The 21,263-nt window shown below is 42.0% G+C and carries 18 protein-coding genes; 9 read left to right on the plus strand and 9 right to left on the minus strand.

What is annotated here, in order from left to right; genetic code table 11:
* Positions 1-54: 54 nt before the first annotated feature.
* The 5 genes from AY606_RS05505 to mdtD all read right to left on the minus strand — a co-directional run bounded on the left by AY606_RS05505 (position 55) and on the right by mdtD (position 5,281).
* Positions 55-408 (minus strand): RidA family protein, encoded by a 354-nt coding sequence (locus AY606_RS05505; protein WP_067865917.1) that lies wholly within the window; start codon positions 406-408, stop codon positions 55-57.
* A 1,180-nt stretch (positions 409-1,588) separates the two neighbouring features.
* Complete coding sequence (gene dinB / locus AY606_RS05510; protein WP_067865920.1) at positions 1,589-2,644, minus strand: DNA polymerase IV; 1,056 nt, start codon at positions 2,642-2,644, stop codon at positions 1,589-1,591.
* Between the two features lie 48 nt (positions 2,645-2,692).
* A complete protein-coding gene (locus AY606_RS16370) occupies positions 2,693-2,935 on the minus strand; it encodes a hypothetical protein (RefSeq protein ID WP_067865923.1) in 243 nt (80 codons plus the stop codon).
* Positions 2,936-3,026: 91 nt separating this feature from the next.
* Positions 3,027-3,812, minus strand: coding sequence for a glycoside hydrolase family 25 protein (locus tag AY606_RS05520; RefSeq protein WP_081408366.1), 786 nt, complete (start codon positions 3,810-3,812; stop codon positions 3,027-3,029).
* Positions 3,813-3,889: 77 nt separating this feature from the next.
* Positions 3,890-5,281 (minus strand): multidrug transporter subunit MdtD, encoded by a 1,392-nt coding sequence (gene mdtD, locus AY606_RS05525; RefSeq protein WP_067865931.1) that lies wholly within the window; start codon positions 5,279-5,281, stop codon positions 3,890-3,892.
* Between the two features lie 417 nt (positions 5,282-5,698).
* On the opposite strand from mdtD, the gene AY606_RS05530 reads away from it, so the two are divergent.
* Positions 5,699-6,667: an inorganic phosphate transporter gene (locus tag AY606_RS05530; protein WP_067865937.1), complete on the plus strand. Its 969-nt coding sequence runs from the start codon at positions 5,699-5,701 to the stop codon at positions 6,665-6,667.
* Between the two features lie 72 nt (positions 6,668-6,739).
* Here AY606_RS05530 and AY606_RS05535 read toward each other — a convergent pair whose 3' ends face one another.
* Entirely contained in the window at positions 6,740-7,360 is a 621-nt protein-coding gene (locus AY606_RS05535; protein WP_067866607.1) for an LOG family protein, read from the minus strand.
* Positions 7,361-7,699: 339 nt separating this feature from the next.
* Between AY606_RS05535 and AY606_RS05540 the strand changes: the two genes are divergently transcribed.
* The 4 genes from AY606_RS05540 to niaP all read left to right on the plus strand — a co-directional run bounded on the left by AY606_RS05540 (position 7,700) and on the right by niaP (position 11,991).
* Positions 7,700-9,277: a TerC family protein gene (locus tag AY606_RS05540; protein ID WP_067865940.1), complete on the plus strand. Its 1,578-nt coding sequence runs from the start codon at positions 7,700-7,702 to the stop codon at positions 9,275-9,277.
* A gap of 86 nt (positions 9,278-9,363) precedes the next feature.
* Positions 9,364-9,831, plus strand: a complete 468-nt coding sequence (locus tag AY606_RS05545; RefSeq protein ID WP_067865942.1) for a YchJ family protein — start codon at positions 9,364-9,366, stop codon at positions 9,829-9,831.
* Between the two features lie 60 nt (positions 9,832-9,891).
* Positions 9,892-10,536, plus strand: a complete 645-nt coding sequence (locus AY606_RS05550; protein ID WP_067865945.1) for a trimeric intracellular cation channel family protein — start codon at positions 9,892-9,894, stop codon at positions 10,534-10,536.
* Between the two features lie 135 nt (positions 10,537-10,671).
* A complete protein-coding gene (gene niaP / locus AY606_RS05555) occupies positions 10,672-11,991 on the plus strand; it encodes a niacin transporter NiaP (RefSeq protein WP_067865950.1) in 1,320 nt (439 codons plus the stop codon).
* Positions 11,992-12,035: 44 nt separating this feature from the next.
* Here the strand turns inward: niaP and AY606_RS05560 are convergent, their stop codons facing one another.
* A complete protein-coding gene (locus AY606_RS05560) occupies positions 12,036-13,775 on the minus strand; it encodes a hypothetical protein (RefSeq protein ID WP_067865954.1) in 1,740 nt (579 codons plus the stop codon).
* Positions 13,776-14,080: 305 nt separating this feature from the next.
* Here AY606_RS05560 and parC point away from each other — a divergent pair, with 305 nt between their 5' ends.
* A complete protein-coding gene (parC, locus tag AY606_RS05565) occupies positions 14,081-16,300 on the plus strand; it encodes a DNA topoisomerase IV subunit A (RefSeq protein ID WP_067865959.1) in 2,220 nt (739 codons plus the stop codon).
* A 147-nt stretch (positions 16,301-16,447) separates the two neighbouring features.
* The gene (locus AY606_RS05570) at positions 16,448-18,124 is read left to right on the plus strand and encodes an AMP-binding protein (protein WP_067865964.1); all 1,677 of its coding nucleotides are present in this window, start codon (positions 16,448-16,450) and stop codon (positions 18,122-18,124) included.
* Between the two features lie 52 nt (positions 18,125-18,176).
* Here the strand turns inward: AY606_RS05570 and AY606_RS05575 are convergent, their stop codons facing one another.
* Positions 18,177-18,557 (minus strand): hypothetical protein, encoded by a 381-nt coding sequence (locus AY606_RS05575; protein ID WP_067865967.1) that lies wholly within the window; start codon positions 18,555-18,557, stop codon positions 18,177-18,179.
* Between the two features lie 106 nt (positions 18,558-18,663).
* On the opposite strand from AY606_RS05575, the gene AY606_RS05580 reads away from it, so the two are divergent.
* Positions 18,664-19,062 (plus strand): MAPEG family protein, encoded by a 399-nt coding sequence (locus AY606_RS05580; protein WP_067865970.1) that lies wholly within the window; start codon positions 18,664-18,666, stop codon positions 19,060-19,062.
* Between the two features lie 129 nt (positions 19,063-19,191).
* Complete coding sequence (gene ppa, locus AY606_RS05585; RefSeq protein ID WP_067865972.1) at positions 19,192-19,722, plus strand: inorganic diphosphatase; 531 nt, start codon at positions 19,192-19,194, stop codon at positions 19,720-19,722.
* A gap of 93 nt (positions 19,723-19,815) precedes the next feature.
* Here ppa and AY606_RS05590 read toward each other — a convergent pair whose 3' ends face one another.
* Positions 19,816-21,099 carry an OprD family outer membrane porin gene (locus AY606_RS05590; protein WP_067865975.1) on the minus strand — a complete coding sequence of 428 codons (1,284 nt, stop codon included), beginning with the start codon at positions 21,097-21,099 and terminating at the stop codon, positions 19,816-19,818.
* Positions 21,100-21,263 lie beyond the last annotated feature (164 nt).

A 21,263-nucleotide genomic window follows, 5' to 3' on the forward strand; every position in this document is an offset into this window, starting at 1 on the left:
CACAACAAGCATGAATTCATATTTTTCATGCTTGTGCATTTATTTCTTTTAACTTCAAGCACGAACAGCAGTCACCGTCATTTCTACTAAAACATCTGGTGCATAAAGTTTTGATTCAACACAAGTTCGTGCAGGTGCTTGATCTTCAGCCACCCATGCATCCCAAACTTCGTTCATTGCCGCATAATCTTGTTCTATATCTTTTAAGAAAATCATGACAGATAAAATATGGATTTTATCTGTTCCTGCATCTGCCAATAAACGGTCAATATTATCTAGAGTTTCTTGGGTTTGCGCTTTAATATCCAGTGAAGTGTCATTTGCCAATTGTCCGGCTAAATGAACCAGATTGCCTGAAATCGCTACTTCGCAATAACGCTTTTCTATATGTAGACGCTGAACGCTCATAAAATTTTAATCCTGGGTTGTGGGCATCATCACCGCGGCTATAGCTGTGAGTAAACAGCCAATAGCCAAGTAATTGCTACATAATGCCATGAACCATTACCGCAAATCACTAGTGAAGTGGCAATAGCACGGATGCCACCCACCGACAATACTTGTGGCCTGATCGTAAATCTCTTGGCTGCTATAACGGTATTGGCTACCCAAAAGTGACGTAAAAATCGGTTGCTGAACACTGATCATCCTATTATGGGTAATATTGGCTAGAAAATAGCAATGAAAACAATTATCTAAGTGGTAGAGCTAGTGACTTGTCTGATGCTTAAACCACTTTATCAATGAATTGTTGAGCTTCATCTGGATCACGAGGGATCCATATCGCAATGCCGATCAAGACAATACTGGCAATGAAAGGTATACCTCAGCCATGCCCAAGCGGCAAAAGCGTCAACCTTCAGAGCGACAACAATAAATAATCGAGATTGCACCAATAGCCAAAACCAGTTCAACGCCAGCACCCTTAAAGCTGCACAGCCCCCATTCACTAGTCATGATGAAATTTTGTAATGCACGTAGTATGACTAAGAGAACCGCTGCTTACCGGCCAATGTCTGTAAAGTTGCAGAATAAAGTAATCCCGAAGGTGGGGACAGTCCCATTAAAACTACAGAAATGACGAGCATTTTTTGCGTTCGAGTTTGTCACCGAAATAACCCAAGACTTCATTACTCAGTGGCCGGAATAAAAAGCCAACCCCTAAAGTTGCAAGCGCAGCTAAGCTGCCGATATGGTCATTTATACACGGAAAATTGGTTTTTAAAAATGAGTGCGGCAACAATGCCCTAAAGTAGAAACTGGTATTAACAACCTGCAACAGCAGCAATGAAACGACTGAGTACGGCTTTACGCTCGCGTTTTTTTTGGAGATTTACGGATAGATTTCAAGATATTGACAGGACACAAGCAAGAGGGAGTTCCATGGTTGACAACAGAGTTGCCCTGCAACATTCGGATTTGATCGTCACGCCAATCACAGGACAGCATGCTAAAAGTAAAGGTGATTTTTAGCATCTCAGCGGCTACATGGATAAATGTATCGCGCCAATAGAGTACCGCAAAATGCGCAGTTGTGTAGTATTAATTGGTCTGGTTTTATTCTTTTGGTTGAAAAATATTCAAATATTTACCACAGAGAAAGCTGTGGCTGATCTTGCTGGTCGGAAAGTTGGTAAACCCCAACCCCGATTAAACGAAATTGAAAATGTTCAGGAATCTGCATTTCGTGCAGTAATTGCTGAAGCACATCCTGCAGTTGTTTTTGATTTTCCAAGGGCTGTTTAAAACTTTTACTGTGCTGTAAAACCTGGAAATTTTTTAGCTTGAGCTTGGCTGAAACACCACGTGCACAGAGGTTTTTTTTATCTAGACTTTGCCAGACTTGCTCCATCAGTTTGGGCCAATAGGCCTGGCACTGAATTAAAGTTAGATCATCATCAAAGGTGGTTTCCTTGGAAATTTGCTGCCGTTCCCGTTCAGTTTGCACTGCTCGCTCATCAATCCCTTGAGCATAGAGAAAGAGCTGTCTGCCATATTTGCCAAAATGCTGAATCAGCATGCCTTCTTCGATTTGCTGTAAATCGCCCAAGGTTTCCAGTTGCAAATTTTTGAGTTTTTCTTGGGTGACTTTGCCGACACCGGGAATTTTCTTCAGTGGTAAATGTTGAATAAAGTTTTGCACCTGTGAGGGTTTAATCACCCAGATGCCATTGGGTTTATTCCAGTCTGAGGCAATTTTAGCTAAAAACTTGTTTGGCGCGACACCGGCTGATGCAGTTAAGCCTGTGGCTGTGAAAATATCTTCCCGGATTCGCATGGCGACTTCAGTTGCACTGGGAATGTTTTTTAAATTTTCAGTGACATCCAAATAGGCTTCATCTAAAGACAAGGGTTCAATAATCGGTGTATAACACTGAAAAATATGATGAATTTTAGCAGAGACTGCACGGTATTTTTCAAAATTGGGTTCAATCACCACCACTTGAGGGCAACGTTTTCTAGCTTGTGCCATCGACATGGCTGAACGTAGACCAAACTCACGTGCAGGATAAGAGGCAGCACAAACCACAGCGCGTGGATGATGCGAAGAAACCACCACGGGTAAATGCTTTAACTCAGGTCGGTCTTTGAGTTCCACGGAGGCATAAAAGGCATCCATATCGATGTGAATGATTTTTCTCATGCAGCCCTAATTCTGCCTCTAATTCTATATAGCTTGAGTATCTCATCTTCATGGCCGAGAGTGTAGCGCAGGATCAAGTGCATACGACACAGGCTGACTGAGTAAAATGACCTGTGTTTTTTGTGGTTCAGCCGCTTGAATCAGAATCTTTAAGCTTTGCTCGGTGTTATCGGCCAGATAAGGCAAAAACTCCAGAGGCTGGATATTACCATTTTTGAAAACTGGAAACTTGGCCAGAAGGTTGCAGTAAAAAAACCATGCCAGCCACCAAAAATAGAATAAGCAGTTCAATGAAACCAAAATTCCTTGTTTAATCGATATAATTTTCCTGTTTGTAATTGGTTATTATTTTTATTGTTGATGAAGACTTGAACTTGTCTTGTTATTTTTTCGGTAAATTTTCAATTGGTTTTTGAGGGTAAATCTTATTTTTTTCTAAAAAACTGATCCAATCAGATTGCTTACCATTAAATACATTTAAGTCGACCACTTTGGAAATGCCTTTAATGGTTCCCTGATTGGTATGTTGCCAGAACAGCCATTTTGGATTGCCTTTTAAATCGGGTTTATCCTGATATTCACGTACCCACAGCGGTGTTTTAGAAAACTCCCCCGCCAGAATAATGTTATAAAACGACTTGGAAATATAGAAAATCGGTTGTTTGCCATAATGCTGATACAGCCGATCATGCATGACCTGAATTTCTTTAAGCAGTTGTTCCTTGGTATAGGTATTGATACAGTTACTGTCATATTCCAGATCAATTACCGGCGGTAAGGCATCGGCTTTATTCGGTACCGTTTCAATAAAGTTTTGTGCCTGAATTTCACCATCACGGCACAAGCGATAAAAATGATAGGCACCGACCATCAAGCCATGTTCGCGGGCCTGTAGCCAATAGTCCTGAAATTTTTGATCTTTAAAGTCCCCACCTTCCGTGGCTTTGAGATACACAAACTGATAGTTTTTTGGGGAAATCTGTTTCCATTGAATATCGCCCTGATGATGCGATACATCAAATCCTTTGACCGGATAATCCTGTGCCGAGGCAGGGTTGGTATGCAATACAAAAACATAAACGATGATTGCGACACAAATCAGCACCAAGCCTGCGCAAGAGGCATAAAGCTTTTTATGGCTGTTCCGGGCTAATCGTTTTTTAGGCATGAATAAGTTGGCGATGATTGATCGAACACATGATAACGCGATCTGAGGCTTCAGACCACGTTGTTTCTAAAATCCGATTAAACAGGCGTATTACGTGGAATACGCGAGAAAATGAAAGCCGTGATGATATTAATACAGCCCACTAAAATCAAGGTGCTATGGAACGCGGTAGTGATCTGTTCGACACCATAATAGGCTGTAAAAACGTTGACCAAGGTTCCTGCCAAAGCCACACCAATACTCATCGATACCATCATGATCATCGACAAGAAACTGTTACCACTGCTGGCATCCTGCTGCGGTAAATCCTTTAAAGTTAAGGTATTCATCGAGACAAATTGCAGAGAGTTTAGCATCCCGAAAATAAAGAAGTGCACCGCGCGCAACCAGATAGGTGTGTCTGCCGTAGTCAGGGCGAAACTGGCGATACAACCGCCGACCAACAAGGTATTGACTAGCAGCACTTTACGATAGCCAAAGCGTTGAATAATTTGCCGAAGAACCGGTTTAGATGCCAGTGAACCCAGTACCGTAGGAATCATTAGCAAACCGGTAATAAACGGCTCAAAACCAAAGGCCACCTGTAGCATCAGGGGGATGAGAAAAGGCATGGCATTGCCGCCTAAGCGAGCAAAGAAATTACCCACAATCCCAATGGCATAAATTTGATTGCTAAATAATTTGCTGCGGAACAGTGCATTTTGATGACTATGCGCATGATAGGCGTAAATAGCCACCGCCATTAAACCTGCAGTGATTAATCCAGCACTCCACCATAAGGGCTGATGAGGGCTAGAAAAGTTTTCGATTCCCAGTGAAACGCCGACCATGGCAATCACCAACAGTATAAAACCGGAAAAATCGAATGATTTAACAGTAGGCTCTGTGATATTGGGCATAGCTTTGACTGTAATTAAACAGCCTAAAAATCCCATCGGAATATTGATGAGAAAGATCCAGTGCCAGGTCGTCACTTCGACCATCCATCCACCCAGTGTTGGGCCGATGAGTGGACCCATTAACCCTGCTAGACTCATCAGGCTCATGGCAGATAAAAACTGGGTGCGCGGAATGACCTTGAGCATGGCCAAACGCCCGACCGGTAATAATAACGCTCCGCCAATCCCCTGAATAACCCGATAGAGCAGCAGTTCATTTAAGCTGTTGGCAAGTCCACAGCCTAAAGAGGCCAGAGTAAAGATAATAATTGCGCTAAAGTAGGTATTACGTACTCCAAACCGGTCTGCAAGCCAGCCACTTAAGGGAATACACGCAGCCACGGAAAGCACATAGGCCACCACGACACTATGCATCTGCAGCGGATCTTCACCCAGGTTTGCCGCCATCGCAGGAATTGCGGTATTGACAATGGTGGTGTCCAAACCTTGCATAAAAAAGCCAATAGACACCAACAAGACCAAGAGTCTAAATTCAGGTTGTAAGGCTTGATGTGTTGGCGTGGCGTTCATATAAGTATAAATGTGAAATTTTTAAACAGTTTAAAGGAATCCTCTAAAGATGGTGTAAGAAAAAGTTGTTCTATTGATAGCCAGATAAGGGCAATAAAGCCATGAACAGACCATCATGCTACAAGATAGCTTTAAGGTGAAAAATAGTTGAAATTTCATACAAAGCCAATAAGATCCAGAGCACAGTTCAGCTTTTGTTCTTCTCCTCCTCATAGAGTCGGTCGTTTAATGTGCAGCCATTCAGTTTATTTGAAATAAAAAATGCAGATAAAAACAACATGAAGCTACTTTTTTAGAGACCAGAACAAAATCTTGTTATGCTGATGTCATTAAAATGACATAAAACTGTCATAATCTGGCCCAGCCTCCAGCCATGCTGGACGAGTTCTTTTAATTGGTGAAAAAGGTTTTGTTTTTATGACAATCGAAATTTTGATGATTGTTGGCTTCTGTCTAGCCGCGTATTCAATTGTCGGAAATGATGTGCCGCAAACCTTAGGCACCTTTATTTCATCCAATGCCCATCGTCCCTGGTGGATACTGTGGTTATATACCAGCAGTATTTTAAGCGTGGTGTTGTTTTATGGCTGGTGGGTTTCAGGTGTTGGTGATGCCTCTTATGGCCGTCTGGAAACCATTGCTTTTCCTGAAGGTGGAATTACCTGGCTGTATATTGTTCCACCTATATTACTGATTATTTTGACCAAATATGGTATTCCGGTCAGTACCACATTTTTAGTCCTCACCATTTTTTCGCCCAGCAGTTTGGGTTCCATGCTGACCAAATCGATGATGGGGTATGCCGTTGCATTTGTGGTGGCCATCATTGTCTATCGTTTTGTGATTAAAGGCATTTCGGTTTATTTCAGTAAGACCCGAGACCATAAGGTTTCTCATATCTGGATAGGTTTGCAGTGGGTCTCCACCGCGTTTCTGTGGAGCCAATGGCTGATTCAGGATCTGGCCAATATTTTCGTCTATGTGCCACGTCAGGTTCCGCTGGGATTCCTGATTTTCGCGATTTCGGTTTTTGTCATTCTCTTGGGCATGATTTTCTACCAACGTGGCGGTGCCATCCAGAAAATTATCGACACCAAAACCGGTGTGGCGGATATTCGTTCCGCGACCATTATTGATTTTATTTACGCCCTTATTTTGCTGGTCTTCAAAGAGTGGAGCAACATTCCAATGAGTACCACTTGGGTGTTCTTGGGTCTGCTCGCAGGTCGTGAATTTGCCATGTCGATGCATCTGGCTGAAGTGAATAAATACCGGACTTCGCGCAATGTCAGTAAAGATGCGATGAAGCTGATGATCGGCTTAATCATGAGTATTGTCTTGGCAACCACGCTACCGTGGTTCTATAACTTTATTTCAAATTTATAGCGCGTCCAGGGCAATTAAAAAAGCGGGCTTGAGGCCCGCTTTTTTATTGTTTCTTATAGTGAGGAAATAAATTTAAATGGCAAAGTGTTTCGGAGCGCCAAGGTTTTTAAGCGCATTCAGAATTTGATCGGCATGATTACAAATAATCAGTTTTGCCCGATGCTGGGGCGGTAAAAATCCTTCACTGACCGCATGATCAAGCTGGGCAATTAAAGCATCATAAAAACCATTCACGTTATACAGCATCATCGGTTTTTGATGCTGATTCAACTGACCCCAGGTGGCAATTTCCAGAATTTCTTCAAAGGTGCCCAAGCCACCGGGCAGGGCAACAAAAGCACTGGCACGTTCTGCCATCATGGCTTTGCGTTCATGCATGTTGTCTACAATATGCAATTCAGTCAGCTGGTGGTGTGCAATTTCATAATCGAGCATAAATTTAGGAATCACTCCGACCGTTTGCCCACCGCGTTGTCTGACCGCGTCAGCGACTTGTCCCATCAGGCCAATACTGGCGCCGCCATAGACCAGTCCAAAATCTAGGTCTGCTAGCGCTTGAGCCAGAGCAATGGCTTTTTCTTGGTAAATCGGCTTGTTGCCCGAACGTGAACCGCAGTACAGCGCAATAAGGGGTTGCGTGGTTTTAGGAGATGGATTTTTATGTTTTGGAGTCATTTTTAATACACTGTTCATCATTATCTTTTTCACCATAGCATTTTATTTTTTCTTGCTCTAGCTTAAGTCGGAAATATGACAAAGCCGCTAAGGTCATGCATAGACTTTGCAAAGATTTGTTAAAACCTAATGGCAGAAGGCAGGAGGAGTGCTGAAAAAAAGATGAATTTCCAGTTCATCTTGTTATACTAAAAATCTGTTTTCCAATAAATGAATCAACATGAGTAGTGGTTGTCCTCACTCTGAACATCTCAATTCTTCTTCAAAAATTATACAGAATGCTGTTCATAGAATATTTGCCGATTTTAATATCAACCTCCTAAAAGCAGTCCTTAAGCCCCAGCAGGAGAACATCCAATGATCTTTGAATGGATGTCAGATCCATCTGCCTGGATTGGATTGGCTACTTTAGTGGTTTTAGAAATTGTTCTCGGTATCGATAATCTGGTCTTTATTGCCATTTTGGCGGAAAAACTTCCACCCGAACAGCGCAATGCCGGTCGTATTGTCGGGTTGCTGCTTGCCTTGGGTATGCGCCTGATTTTGCTGGCTTCCATTGCTTGGGTGGTGACCTTAACCCAGCCCCTGTTTCATATTCTGGAGCATCCTTTCTCCGGCCGCGACCTGATTCTGCTGTTTGGTGGGGTGTTCCTTTTATTTAAGGGCACCATGGAACTGCATGAACGGATTGAAGGAACTCAGACCCAGAAAGAAGAAAATCCAGTGCATGCCGCTTTCTGGATGGTAATTGTTCAAATTGTGGTGCTGGATGCAGTTTTCTCTCTAGACAGTGTGATTACCGCAGTCGGAATGGTAAAAGACCTTTCGGTGATGATGATTGCGGTGGTGATCGCAGTCGGTATTATGCTGTGGGCATCGAAACCGCTGATGGATTTCGTCAACAAGCATCCAACCGTGGTCATTCTATGTCTGGGCTTCTTGATGATGATTGGTTTTTCACTCATTGTTGAAGGTTTCGGTTTCCATATTCCAAAAGGCTATTTATACGCAGCCATTGGTTTCTCGGTGGTGGTTGAGTTTGTGAACCAAACCATGCGACGGAATCAGGAGAAGATGGTTACCACCACGGACTTGCGTTACCGCACCGCTTCTGCAGTGATGCGTATGCTCGGCGGCAAGTCAGAATCACAAAATAATGAGTCAGAAGATGTGCTGGCAACCCGTGCATATGCCGATGAAGTTTTTAATGAACAAAATGGGGCTTATCACAGTGTGATGGTGCAAGGTGTACTTGGACTGTCTGAACGACCGGTAAAATCGGTGATGACGCCACGCCCTGAACTGGAATGGATTGATTTAGACGAAGATGATGCGGCCATTAAAGAACAGTTGTTGAGCATGACCCATTCACGTTTAATTGTGGCGCATGGTGAGCTGGACAACATTGCCGGTGTGGTTCTGACCCATAAAGTGATGAATGAATACATTGAAACAGGTGTAATTAATTTTGAACGTCACTTACGTGAACCGGTGATTGTGCATGAAAATGCCCAGGTATTAATGGTGATGGAGCAGTTGCGTCAGGCACCGTTACAGTTGGCAATTGTACTGAATGAATACGGTTCGATTGAAGGGATTGCAACCCCGATTGATGTACTTGAAGCGATTGCGGGGGAATTCCCGGATGAAGACGAATTTGAAACAGCAGCAGAAAGTTTGGAAGATGGCACTTTAATTCTGGACGGTTCTACTGATATTCGCCACGTATCCTTACTTCTAGACTGTGATCTGGTCGATGAGTCTGACCAGTATTCCACCTTGTCGGGATATATTTTGCATCACTTGGGTCATTTACCAGAAAGTGGCGCAAAACTCGAAGCGGATGGTTATATTTTTGAAGTGGTGACGATGGACGGTCATAAGATTGATAAGGTTCATATCATTCCGCAAATTGAAAACAATGCCGATGATTAACTTAAATGACGGTAGATGATCTTTGAAGCAAGATAATTGATTAAAATAGCCCGTATTGTCGGGCTATTTTTTATTGGGAAAATTTGATGTCAGAAAACAATTGTCCATGTGGTGTTGGAATGTATGCCAGCTGTTGCCAGCCGCTACATTTGGGGCAAGCGCAAGCACAAACTGCAGAACAGCTGATGCGTTCACGTTATAGTGCATTTGCCAAGCATGAAATTGATTATATTGTCAAAACCACAGCGATTGGACAACAACAGGCATTGGATGTGGCTGCTCTTGCTGAATGGAGTAAATCTAATCAATGGCTCAAGCTTGAAGTCATACAGGCCAAAGAAAAAATAGATAAAAATCATGCCCAGGTAGAATTTAAAGCACATTATCACGATGGTCATCAGGCACAGGTACATCATGAAATTTCACATTTTGTGCTACATGAGGGAACTTGGTATTTCCTTGATCCGACCACAGCGATGCAAATCACCATGAAGCAAGCCTGTATTTGTGGATCGGGGAAAAAATTTAAACAATGTTGTGCCCAATATCTGTAAATTTCATCTGAATTTGCCTTAGAATAACGCGCATCGATTACCCTCAGTGGAAGAAGGGCAATGTTGTTATTGGTGATTTATATTATTGCAATTACGGCCGAAGCCATGACCGGCGCTTTATCGGCTGGTCGGCGTAGTATGGATTGGTTTGGGGTAACGCTGATTGCTTGTGTGACGGCACTGGGTGGCGGTTCAGTTCGGGATGTACTGCTCGGACATTATCCACTGACTTGGGTCAAACATCCTGAATATCTGGTGCTGACCTGTGCTGCTGCCTTTGTCACCATCCTGATTGCCAAATGGATGCGGCATTTACGCTCTATCTTCCTTATTTTAGATGCCATGGGATTGATTGGCTTCACCGTCATTGGGTGTCAGATTGCGCTTCAGATGGGACATGGTTTCGTGGTTTCGGCTGTCGCTGGAGTTCTGACCGGTGTGTCAGGTGGTATTCTGCGGGATATCCTGTGTAACGATGTACCCTTGGTGTTCCGCCGTGAACTGTATGCCAGTATTTCCTTTGTTTCGGTCATTTGTTATTGGGTCTGTCAGGAGATTGGTTTCTCTTTAGAAGTCACCGTGATTTCGACCCTGATTTTCGGTTTTTCTTTACGCTGTATCGCCATCTACTTTGGGCTGGAAATGCCGAAATTTATTTATAAAGATGATGATGAGCAATCGGCATCTTCCAAAGATGCTTCATAAAAAATTGCACAAAAAATGATAGATGACTGAAGATATGAGCGATCAATATTTTCAATTAGCGTATAAAAATCAGCACAATTATAAATCCTGTTGGGAAAGCAGTATGTATCCGTTCACCAAATCAGAGATCTTGTTATGGATTTAGTCTCACGTGTACAACGCTTACCCATCGGTAAGTTTCACTATACTTTGCTATGGGTGATCGGACTCGGCTGGATGTTCGATGCAATGGATACCGGCCTGATTGCTTTTATCTTGACCACCATGGCCGAAGAATGGAACATGAGCCCGACTGAAAAAGGCTGGGTAGTGTCGATTGGTTTTGTCGGCATGGCCATTGGCGCAGTTTTCTCTGGTGGATTGGCGGATCGTATTGGACGTCGTAGCGTATTCGCGATTACCTTGGTGACTTATAGTATTGCCACCGCTTTATGTGCCTTTGCACCGAATCTCACCTGGCTATTGGTATTCCGTTTTATTGTAGGACTAGGGCTAGGTGGGCAGCTTCCGGTTGCGGTGACTTTGGTCAGTGAATATATTCCTGCACAGGTGCGTGGACGTTTTATCGTTTTACTGGAAAGTTTCTGGGGTTTAGGCTGGTTGGTTGCCGCCTTGGTATCTTATTTCGTAATTCCAAATTATGGCTGGCATATTGCATTTTTAATTGGCGGTTTACCTGCCATTTATGTATTTATGATTCTGAAAAAAGTGCCGGAATCTGTTCCTTACTTAATTAACCGTGGACGCATTGAAGAAGCCCATGCCTTGGTTCAGAAACTGGAACGTCAATGTGGTGTGGAAGTGATTCAACACATTGAAGTCAAACCGGTTGCGGAAAAACAGAATATTTCTTTTAAACAGCTTTGGACGGGACCGTTTGCCCGTCGTACCTTAATGCTGTGGCTGATTTGGTTCGGTATTGTCTATTCGTATTATGGGATTTTTACCTGGTTGCCAAGTTTGCTGGTCAAACAGGGTTATACCATTGTGCAGTCGTTTGAATATGTGCTGATTATGATTTTGGCGCAGCTTCCGGGTTATGTCGCGGCAGCATGGCTGGTAGAAAAACTGGGGCGTAAACCCACATTGGCGGGCTTTATTGGCATGTGTGCCGTTTCGGCCTATTTCTTTGGTCAAGCCAATACCGTGAACATGATTATGTTCTGGGGTTGCTTGATGTCGTTCTTTAACTTGGGCGCATGGGGCGTACTGTATACCTATACGCCGGAACAGTATCCAACCAATATTCGTGCCTTTGGTTCGGGTTGGGCCTCTGCGGTGGGACGTATGGGCGGGATTGTAGCCCCCATGGTGGTCACCCATATGATGGTGATGAACAATGGTTTCACGCATGTCTTTACCATGTTTACTGCAGTATTACTGGCGGTGGCTTTGGTGATTTTAGTCTTAGGTGAAGAAACCAAGGGCAAGACTTTAGAATCGATGGGGCTGTAAGCCTCTATAACATACTCAAAGTGCTGAACGTCAAACATGGGGAACTAGTCGATTACCCAATGTTTGGCAGAATGCACCACATCTTGATTTAACATCAAGGCTATGCTTTGTAAGTTAAAGCTGTCTCGCTGCTCAGGTAATTGCAGTAAAATAGGCAATCGTGTCACGCCATTTTCACCATCGGCAAAGGCATAATGGCGTACTTTGGGATCATCCGCAGAGATTAAGTTCTTCGCCTCTAAATAAAGACTGTGCTGAGAGAATTGTTTTTGAATACGAATAATCTCAAGATAACAGCGATGATGCACTTCAAGAAGTGATGCTTTTAATTCATTTATTTTCTTAATATTATTTTCTGGTTTACTGATTAGCCGCTTGAGAAAAGTGCTTTTTACCGATTGTTTAGTATTGCGTTCCAATTGACGCAACTGCTGTTGCAGAAGACGACTTTGTTCAATGGCGCCATTCACCTGATCTTGCAGTTGCTCCAAGGGAGTCGTGACTAAATTGAGATGCTGTCGATAGTGAGCTTGGTCTTCAAACTGAACAAAAATATAAGCACGACGCTGCTTTAATAAATTTAGATAAGCAATCAACCGGTACTTGAGTTGACGTGCATGAGGATTAAATTGAATGGCAGGTTCCTGAGAGAACACTTCAAAACTGTGCAACAATTCGGTCATTAAACGTCGAATATTTAAAAAGCAAAATTCCAACTCATCGGGTTGCTGAATACTGTTTTTGAGACCGTTTTGAAAGGGTTCAAGAATATTGACACATAAGTCTTTTTCAATTTCCGTTAAATGCTCATTGATCAGGTGATCAATTGAAAAACCCTTAATTTTAATAATTTGAGTTATTTTTTCCCGAAGTTGATGTTGATTGTAATGATGTAATGACTCCATCAGCTCGACAATGTGAGGGTTCATTTGGCGTTGTAAGCCAATCATTTTTCCCATCTGTTGTTTAAAGTTTTCAAGGTAGTCTGCAACATCAAGCTGTTTAGGATCAAGCACCAAACCACTCATATAAAACTTATTCGCCACGCCAAAATTTTCTTCGGTTAAAAAGCGTCGAATAGAATAAGAAGATACTCGGCTGTCGCCAGAACTGCCAATGACAAAGTAATAATCTGAGGTTGGAATAATTTCAAAGTCACGTACACGTTGTTCATGACTAAAATAATCTTGAAAAATAGGCAGTTCCTGCTGCGCATATTCACTGGGCAAAATATGGGCAAACCAGCTTCCCAAAATTTCACTTTTCATGAAAACTTCAAATATAAAACAGCGCACTTGATCAGATGTTAAGCCACGAAAATTTTGCGTGACTGAAAAATTGATCTGCTGAATACTCAGCGCAGCATCATATAAAAATGCACTTTTTAATAGCTGTTGGGCCTGAATATCTTTTTGGTCCTGTAGCTCTAGACTATTAATTTCATAAGTAATGGTTTCTAAATAATCAGCAATTTGGACATCAGTTTGATATTTTTCTAAATACTGAAAGGTGGCACGAATTTTTTGCGCAAGCTGTAACAGACCTGAATGCTGGATATAACTATGAAGTTCATGCAGCCCAACATGACCTTTAAACTCAAAAATTTGCGATAAATAGTTCCAATGAATATTCTTTGGCTTTAAATATTCATCTTCGATCTTGCAATGCAGATGTTCAGCTGTGGAAGCCAGCAGGAGACTAAGACGCTGTTGCCAGTGCTGATCTAAAATAGGGTCAATCTGTTTTAATTTTACCCGAAGCTGATAAGGAATATACATTTGCATAGGATGAGTCAGACGCTTCCAAAAAAATGTTGCATAGTTAAATCAAAATGCATATTAATGTGATTTATATCGCAATATTATCTAGTATAGCCAATTAAAATAATATTTATACTTAAGTTTAATAGAATTTGTACTGCTATGCGGTTAATCGTTTTCAGTTGCTTTGTAAACATAAAATGAATATTTTTACTTCATAAGACACAATTTGTCGTGCAGTATCAATGACTGCTCTTGTGTAGTCGGCACTCGCGACTTAGCATAGCCACATAGATACAAAAACGAATTATTTAGGATTTCACGCTTTTATGACCAGCCTTGTGCATCAAGCCACAGAAAATCGTTCCGTAGCAGAATTTACCGAGCAAGCTTATCTTAATTATGCCATGTACGTGATTATGGACCGGGCCTTGCCGCATATCAGTGACGGCTTAAAACCGGTACAGCGCCGTATCGTTTATGCGATGAGTGAGCTGGGTTTAAAGCATAGTGGCAAGCCAAAAAAATCTGCCCGTACGGTAGGTGATGTACTGGGTAAGTACCATCCGCATGGTGACTCGGCCTGTTATGAAGCGATGGTGCTGATGGCACAGCCGTTTAGTTATCGTTATCCGTTTATTGAAGGTCAGGGCAACTGGGGTTCACCCGATGATCCGAAATCTTTTGCAGCAATGCGTTATACCGAAGCCAAACTTTCACTTTACAGTGAAGTGCTGTTGTCCGAGCTGGGTCAAGGCACCTGTGATTGGCAGGACAACTTTGATGGCTCGATGAAAGAGCCGGTCAATCTGCCTGCACGTGTACCGAATATCTTGTTAAATGGAACCACCGGTATTGCCGTAGGGATGGCAACCGATATTCCGCCACATAACTTACGTGAAGTGATTAAAGGCACCATTGCCCTGATTCGTAATCCGAATTTAACGGATGAAAAAATTGCAGAATATATTCCGGCACCGGATTTACCGACCAAAGCGGAAATTATTACCTCGGCTGAAGATTTGTTAAAAATTCAAACTACAGGTCGTGGCAGTTATCGCATGCGTGCGGTGTACACGATAGAAAAAAATGAAATCGTGATTACAGAGCTGCCGTATCAGGTTTCAGGTTCAAAACTGATCAGCCAAATTGCTGACCAGATGCAGGCGAAAAAGCTGCCTTTGGTCAGTGATATTCGTGATGAATCGGATCATAAAAACCCGACCCGTTTGGTGATTGTGCTACGTTCCAATCGTATTGATGCTGAAGCGGTAATGAGTCACTTGTTTGCAACCACGGATTTAGAGTCGAGCTATCGTGTCAATATGAACATGATTGGTGCCGATGGCCGTCCGCAAGTGAAATCGATTCGCCATATTTTGCTGGAATGGATTGAGATTCGTAAGAATACCGTGACCCGTCGTCTGCAATATCATTTAAATAAAATTGAAAAACGCCTGCATATTCTAGCCGGTCTTTTGATTGCGTATCTGGATCTGGATACGGTAATTCGTATTATTCGCGAAGAAGATCATCCGAAAGCCGAACTGATTGCACATTTTGGTATTGATGAAATTCAGGCTGAAGCCATTTTGGAACTCAAGTTACGTCATTTGGCAAAACTTGAAGAAATGGAAATTCGCCGTGAACAGGAAGAATTGGAAGCACGTGCTGCCATTATTCGTGAACAATTGGCCAATCCGGAATCCTTGAAGAATCTGATTATTAGCGAACTGAAAGAAGATGCAAAACGATTTGGTGATGACCGTCGTTCGCCAATCGTACAGCGCGCAGAAGCAGCCGCAATTAGTGAACAAGACCTGATGCCCGCTGACCCAGTGACTGTGGTATTGTCAGAAGCAGGTTGGGTTCGCTGTGCCAAAGGGCATGAAGTGGATGCAGAAAACCTGAATTTCCGGGCAGGCGATCAGTACTTAAGTCATGCAACCGGTAAATCAAATCAGCGCACTTACGTACTCGATGAAACAGGACGTAGTTATGCGTTAGCGATTAACAGTTTGCCATCGGCACGTGGTTTAGGTGAGCCGTTAAGCTCCAAACTTGCTCCTGCAAACGGCATTGGCTTTATTCAAGTGCTGATTGCGGAAGATGAACAGGAAATTATTGCAGTAAGCTCTAAAGGCTACGGCTTTAAATCCAATGCAAAACAGCTGGATACCAATGCCAAAGCCGGTAAGGCTTTCTTGACGGTATCGGATGATGCTAAAGCCCTACCTTTGCAAATGGTAGAGGCCCATACGCATCTAGCCATCCTGAGTACCGCTGGTCGGTTACTGGTGATTGATTTGTCAGAATTACCAATGCTGAACAAAGGTAAAGGAAACAAGTTGATACAACTTGAAGCGAAAGAACAAATTTTGTCCATGACATTGCTTGGTTTAAATGAAATAATTCAAGTGGTTGCAGGACAGCAACAATTAAAACTAAAAGGTGATGATCTTCATAAGTATATTGGTAAAAGAGCCTCTAAAGGTCAACTGTTACCACGGGGATATCAAAAAGCAAATAAACTGTTCATTCAGAGATAAAACTAGCATCCATTGATCAAAATACGTTATATATGATTCGTATTCGTGTAAATGGATGTCATGTTATGCATAAATAAGTTCAATAATGACGCATAACATTGAAAAAGAGTTGAAAACTAGGGATTACAGATTGGAGATAAGGGCATTATGGAAAAGATTTGGTTCGCTGAATACCAAAAAACAGGGATTCCGGAAACTGTAGAATTACCACCAGAAAATACCTCACTTAATGATGTTTTTGAACGTAATTTTCAAAAATTTGGTTCACGTGATGCCTTTATCTTTATGGATAAAGTCTTAACATTTAATGAACTAGAAGAAGCAAGCCGTAAATTTGCAACCTATTTACAAAGCTTAGGTTTGGCAAAAGGTGCTCGCGTTGCAGTGATGATGCCAAACGTGCTGCAATATCCAGTGGTTGCATTGGGTGTATTCCGTGCAGGTTTGGTTCTGGTGAATGTGAATCCACTCTATACCTCGCGTGAACTTGAACACCAGTTGAATGATTCGGGTGCGGAAGCATTGGTGATCATTGAAAACTTTGCCACTGTTTATCAAGCTATTATTGGTAAAACACCGGTGAAACATGTGGTGGTGGCTTCCGTTGGCGATATGCTTGGTGCATTAAAAGGCACATTAGTGAATTTTGTATTGCGTTCAGTACGCAAGCAAATTCCGGCATGGGATATTCCAGGACATATCAAATTTAATGCGGCAATGTCGAAAGTCAGTGCCAGCAATTACAAACGTCCAAGCTTGACTTTAAGTGATACGGCTGTACTGCAATATACCGGTGGTACGACTGGCGTTTCTAAAGGTGCAGAGCTGACCCATCGCAATCTTGTCGCGAACATGTTGCAGTGTGACGGTATTTTCCAAAGTAAATTTGGTGCACAAGACGGCTCTAAAGATGACCGTATTTTCTGTGCATTGCCGCTTTATCACATTTTTGCGTTCATGGTTTGTGCCATGTACGGCATGTATAAAGGTCAAGCCAACATTCTGATTCCAAACCCGCGTGACTTGCCCGCGGTCATGAAAGAATTGCGCAAATATCGTCCATCATTCTTCCCGGCAGTAAACACTTTGTTTAATGCACTGGTTAATAATGAAGAGTTTAAGCAACTTGACCATAGCAACCTTAAAATGGCGATGGGTGGGGGGATGGCAGTTCTGGCTTCTACAGCTGAAGCATGGAAAAAAATTACCGGTACAAATATCATTGAAGGTTATGGTCTATCAGAAACTTCCCCTGTTGCGACTGCAAACCCGCCTTCATCAATGGAATTTAGCGGCACAATTGGTATTCCGTTGCCACTGACTGAAGTTGCGATTCTTGATGATGATGGCAATGAAGTTGCATTAGGTGAGCAGGGTGAAATCTCGATTCGTGGTCCACAAGTCATGAAAGGCTACTGGAATCGTCCGGATGAGACTGAAAAAGTCATGACCCATGGCTTCTTCCGTACCGGTGATATCGGTGTGATGGATTCGCGTGGTTATATCAAGATTGTTGACCGTAAGAAAGACATGATTCTGGTTTCTGGCTTCAATGTTTACCCATCTGAAATTGAAGAGGTGATTTCTCAACATCCAAAAGTATTGGAAGTTGCAGCAATTGGTGTGCCTGATGAAAAATCAGGTGAAGTGCCTAAGCTGTTTGTGGTGAAAAAAGATCAGTCTTTAACTACGGAAGAAGTCCTTGCTTTTGCTAAGGAAAACTTAACCGGTTATAAACGTCCGCGTTATGTTGAGTTTATGGATGAGTTACCAAAATCAAACGTAGGTAAAATCTTACGTAAAGATTTACGTAAAACAGCATAAATCCTGCAATAAAAAAAGCGCCGTAATCGGCGCTTTTTTTATCCCTGAACTTTTAATCTTTCATCAACCAGCGATCAATATAAGGGCGGCCTATACCCATAATCCAGATGAAAGTCGTGATACTGCCGAACTGATAAAGGTAGCGCTGTGAATCAAATGCACCAAAGCTATAGAAATTATCAAACACACAGTAAACAGCCACGACTGTGGTCCAGATCCAAAGGGCTTGACGCTTAATACCGACCATCCAAAGTGCGATAATTGAAATCACAATGGTGAAAATCAGAGAAAACCTGTTTAAATTGGCACACATGACTGCAAGTAAAAATCCCACAATCGGCAGCACGATTTTGAGTACACGATCTACTCTAAGTTGATGCAAGTGCTGTTTTTCCAAGACATCCAACATTTTTTGCTGATCTGGGTTGACCATAGGGGAGCCTTATTCCTCATTAATAAAAACATTATAATTTAACAAAAATTATTACTGAACCGCCATGCTATGATACTTGGCAGAAAATCTTAATGAGAAAAATGAGATGCAAAACATCAGCGGAATAATCTATCTCATCTTAATTGCATGTTTATTGCCTTACGTTTTTACCATGATTGCAAAAAAAACTTCTGGCTTTAAAGGACGAGATAATCAAAATCCGCGCGATTTTTTAGCCAACACCACTGGTTTGGCGGCACGTGCTAATGCAGCACAGCAAAATAGTTTTGAAAGTTTACCTTTGTTTATTGCTGCCATTTTAATGGCGGAATATATGGTGGTTCCTCAAACCGTAATCATGACCTTTGGTATGGCCTATATCGTGCTGCGTATTATTTACGGTATTTGCTATTTGGCCAATTGGGCAACGTTGCGTAGCATTGTGTGGACCTTGTCTTTGTTGTGTCCAATTTGCTTATTACTTCTGGTGATTAAATTAACTTAAGATCGGCATCAGTCTGTGGAAATACATATTTTGACGTGGCGGATGTATAATCGCAAAGTTATTTAATTCTCAAAAACCGTTATAATCATGTCGGTTTAAATAAGATTTAACTTGTTAAAGAGTGATGCTATGAGCTACAGCAATATCCCAGCGGGTAAAGATGCACCAAATGACATCTATGTCATTATTGAAATTCCTGCAAACGCAGCACCAATCAAATACGAAATTGACAAAGATTCAGATGCTTTATTTGTAGACCGTTTCATGGGGACAGCAATGTTCTACCCAGCGAACTACGGTTATGTACCGAATACCTTATCTCTAGATGGCGACCCATTAGACGTATTGGTGGTAACACCCTATCCAGTTGAACCAGGTTCAGTGATTCGTTGCCGCCCTGTCGGTAAATTGAACATGGAAGATGACGGTGGTATTGATGCGAAACTGGTTGCTGTACCGCATGAAAAATTGACACCGATCTACAAAGACGTGAAAGAATACACTGATCTTCCTCCGTTATTGATCAGTCAAATCGAGCATTTTTTCCAGCACTACAAAGATTTGGAACCAGGAAAATGGGTTAAGTTAAGTGGTTGGGAAGGTGCTGACGTTGCGAAACAAGAAGTGCTTAGCTCAATTGAAGCTTACAAAAATGCATAATTGATTTTTGGTATTTAGCACTGATTGTTAAATATCAAAAACAAAAAAACCTGCACAATGTGCAGGTTTTTTATGTCTTGAACTTCCTGTGAATTAAAAAAATTTCACAGGAATATCAAGGAAGATACGCCATTCATTGGTATCACCAAGGTACGCATTTTGGTATGCATCATTAGCACGGTAAATTGAGTTACGAACGCGTAAGCTTGCATCTTTGGCAAAGCCACTTTGAACCGTGTATTTTACTTGGTTAAAGAATTCCTTTTCTTTACCTTCTTGAGCAGTGTCTACAACGTTAATGTCCCAACCATAAACATATGCAGTCGTCCAGTTCAAGCCTGGAATACCATAATCATTAAAGTTCAAGTTGTATTGAACTTGTGCTGATTTTTCATGGTTCCCGTTGAAGTCAGACAAGTATGAGTTTGCGACATAAATTGACTGCCCGCCGTCAGCATTTTCGCCATAGTCATAGCCGGTATTGCCAGTATTTTGCTGGTAAGCAAGCATGACCGAGTGAGCGCCCTGATTCAAAGTACCGGATAATGACCAAATATTGTTGCTGCGGTCTTCAACATTTGAATTACCTAATGATGAAGAGTTAGTCGCGGCTTCTTTATCCCATTCTGTGTGATAGCCGTTAAAGTCTAAAGTTAAAGAGCGCTTTTCGGCCAAAGGAAGGGTGTAGTTGGCATTGATATAATGGCGGTCAAGTTTATCTTTAGAATCCATGCCGTAGTAAGATGCATTCAATTGATCATCAAACTTGTATTTCGCGCCCCATACAATTGCGTTGTCCAAGTGACGGCCATCAGTATTGATTTGGTCTGAATATTGGTCTTTTGTAAATTTACCGGCAACGACTTCTAAATCTTTAATTTCACGGCTCTTGATTAAAGTACCTTCGAAATATTCAGGCACCATACGCCCAGTATTGCTAGCCAATACAGGCAAGTCTAAAACTTGTGTCCCGTAACGCACTTCGGTGTTAGAAATACGTGCTTTTACATTTGCACCGCCGCGTGTCCAATGGTCATATGCAGAACCATCAGCATGTTTAGGAATCATTTGGTTGCCAGCATGCTTGTTGTCACCCAGCTTGAAGGATGCATCACCTACAACGCCGACACCAAAACCAACAATACCTTTGGTATAGCCCGACTCTAAATCAAAAATTGCAGATTGTGCTGAAGAGCGAGTATCTGTGCCTGCGGGAACATTTTTTTTGTCACGGTCAATAAAACCGGTGCGAAACAATACAGAACCTTCGGCATCTTCAATAAAGCCTTTGGCTTCGCTTTGTTCACTGGCATAGGCGGTTGAAATTAAAGCAGCTTGAATTAAAACAGCTAAAGTTAATTTTTGTGTTTTTTGCATTGGGAGAAGGCCTTATACAAAATTGAACGAAGAAATTGGAGGAATTGTATACGTAATGTAGAGCAAAAATAATCTTTTTTTATTGATTTTATTTCATTAAAGTTATGCATTCTTTGAATATAATATTGTACCTTTGCGTTGGTAAAAAATATTCAAATTTTACT

Origin of the sequence: Acinetobacter sp. SFB, assembly GCF_001647545.1 — a bacterium.
Taxonomy (GTDB): domain Bacteria; phylum Pseudomonadota; class Gammaproteobacteria; order Pseudomonadales; family Moraxellaceae; genus Acinetobacter.

What these genes read in the sequence shown, in the direction of transcription:
- AY606_RS05530 (WP_067865937.1), top strand. Translation starts at nt 5,699, where the DNA reads ATGACAATCGAAATTTTGATGATTGTTGGCTTCTGTCTAGCCGCGTAT.
- parC (WP_067865959.1), top strand. Translation starts at nt 14,081, where the DNA reads ATGACCAGCCTTGTGCATCAAGCCACAGAAAATCGTTCCGTAGCAGAA.
- AY606_RS05590 (WP_067865975.1), bottom strand. Translation starts at nt 21,099, where the DNA reads ATGCAAAAAACACAAAAATTAACTTTAGCTGTTTTAATTCAAGCTGCT.
- AY606_RS05505 (WP_067865917.1), bottom strand. Translation starts at nt 408, where the DNA reads ATGAGCGTTCAGCGTCTACATATAGAAAAGCGTTATTGCGAAGTAGCG.
- AY606_RS05570 (WP_067865964.1), top strand. Translation starts at nt 16,448, where the DNA reads ATGGAAAAGATTTGGTTCGCTGAATACCAAAAAACAGGGATTCCGGAA.
- AY606_RS05580 (WP_067865970.1), top strand. Translation starts at nt 18,664, where the DNA reads ATGCAAAACATCAGCGGAATAATCTATCTCATCTTAATTGCATGTTTA.
- niaP (WP_067865950.1), top strand. Translation starts at nt 10,672, where the DNA reads ATGGATTTAGTCTCACGTGTACAACGCTTACCCATCGGTAAGTTTCAC.
- AY606_RS05520 (WP_081408366.1), bottom strand. Translation starts at nt 3,812, where the DNA reads ATGCCTAAAAAACGATTAGCCCGGAACAGCCATAAAAAGCTTTATGCC.
- AY606_RS05535 (WP_067866607.1), bottom strand. Translation starts at nt 7,360, where the DNA reads ATGAACAGTGTATTAAAAATGACTCCAAAACATAAAAATCCATCTCCT.
- AY606_RS05545 (WP_067865942.1), top strand. Translation starts at nt 9,364, where the DNA reads ATGTCAGAAAACAATTGTCCATGTGGTGTTGGAATGTATGCCAGCTGT.
- ppa (WP_067865972.1), top strand. Translation starts at nt 19,192, where the DNA reads ATGAGCTACAGCAATATCCCAGCGGGTAAAGATGCACCAAATGACATC.
- dinB (WP_067865920.1), bottom strand. Translation starts at nt 2,644, where the DNA reads ATGAGAAAAATCATTCACATCGATATGGATGCCTTTTATGCCTCCGTG.
- mdtD (WP_067865931.1), bottom strand. Translation starts at nt 5,281, where the DNA reads ATGAACGCCACGCCAACACATCAAGCCTTACAACCTGAATTTAGACTC.
- AY606_RS05560 (WP_067865954.1), bottom strand. Translation starts at nt 13,775, where the DNA reads ATGCAAATGTATATTCCTTATCAGCTTCGGGTAAAATTAAAACAGATT.
- AY606_RS05575 (WP_067865967.1), bottom strand. Translation starts at nt 18,557, where the DNA reads ATGGTCAACCCAGATCAGCAAAAAATGTTGGATGTCTTGGAAAAACAG.
- AY606_RS05550 (WP_067865945.1), top strand. Translation starts at nt 9,892, where the DNA reads ATGTTGTTATTGGTGATTTATATTATTGCAATTACGGCCGAAGCCATG.
- AY606_RS05540 (WP_067865940.1), top strand. Translation starts at nt 7,700, where the DNA reads ATGATCTTTGAATGGATGTCAGATCCATCTGCCTGGATTGGATTGGCT.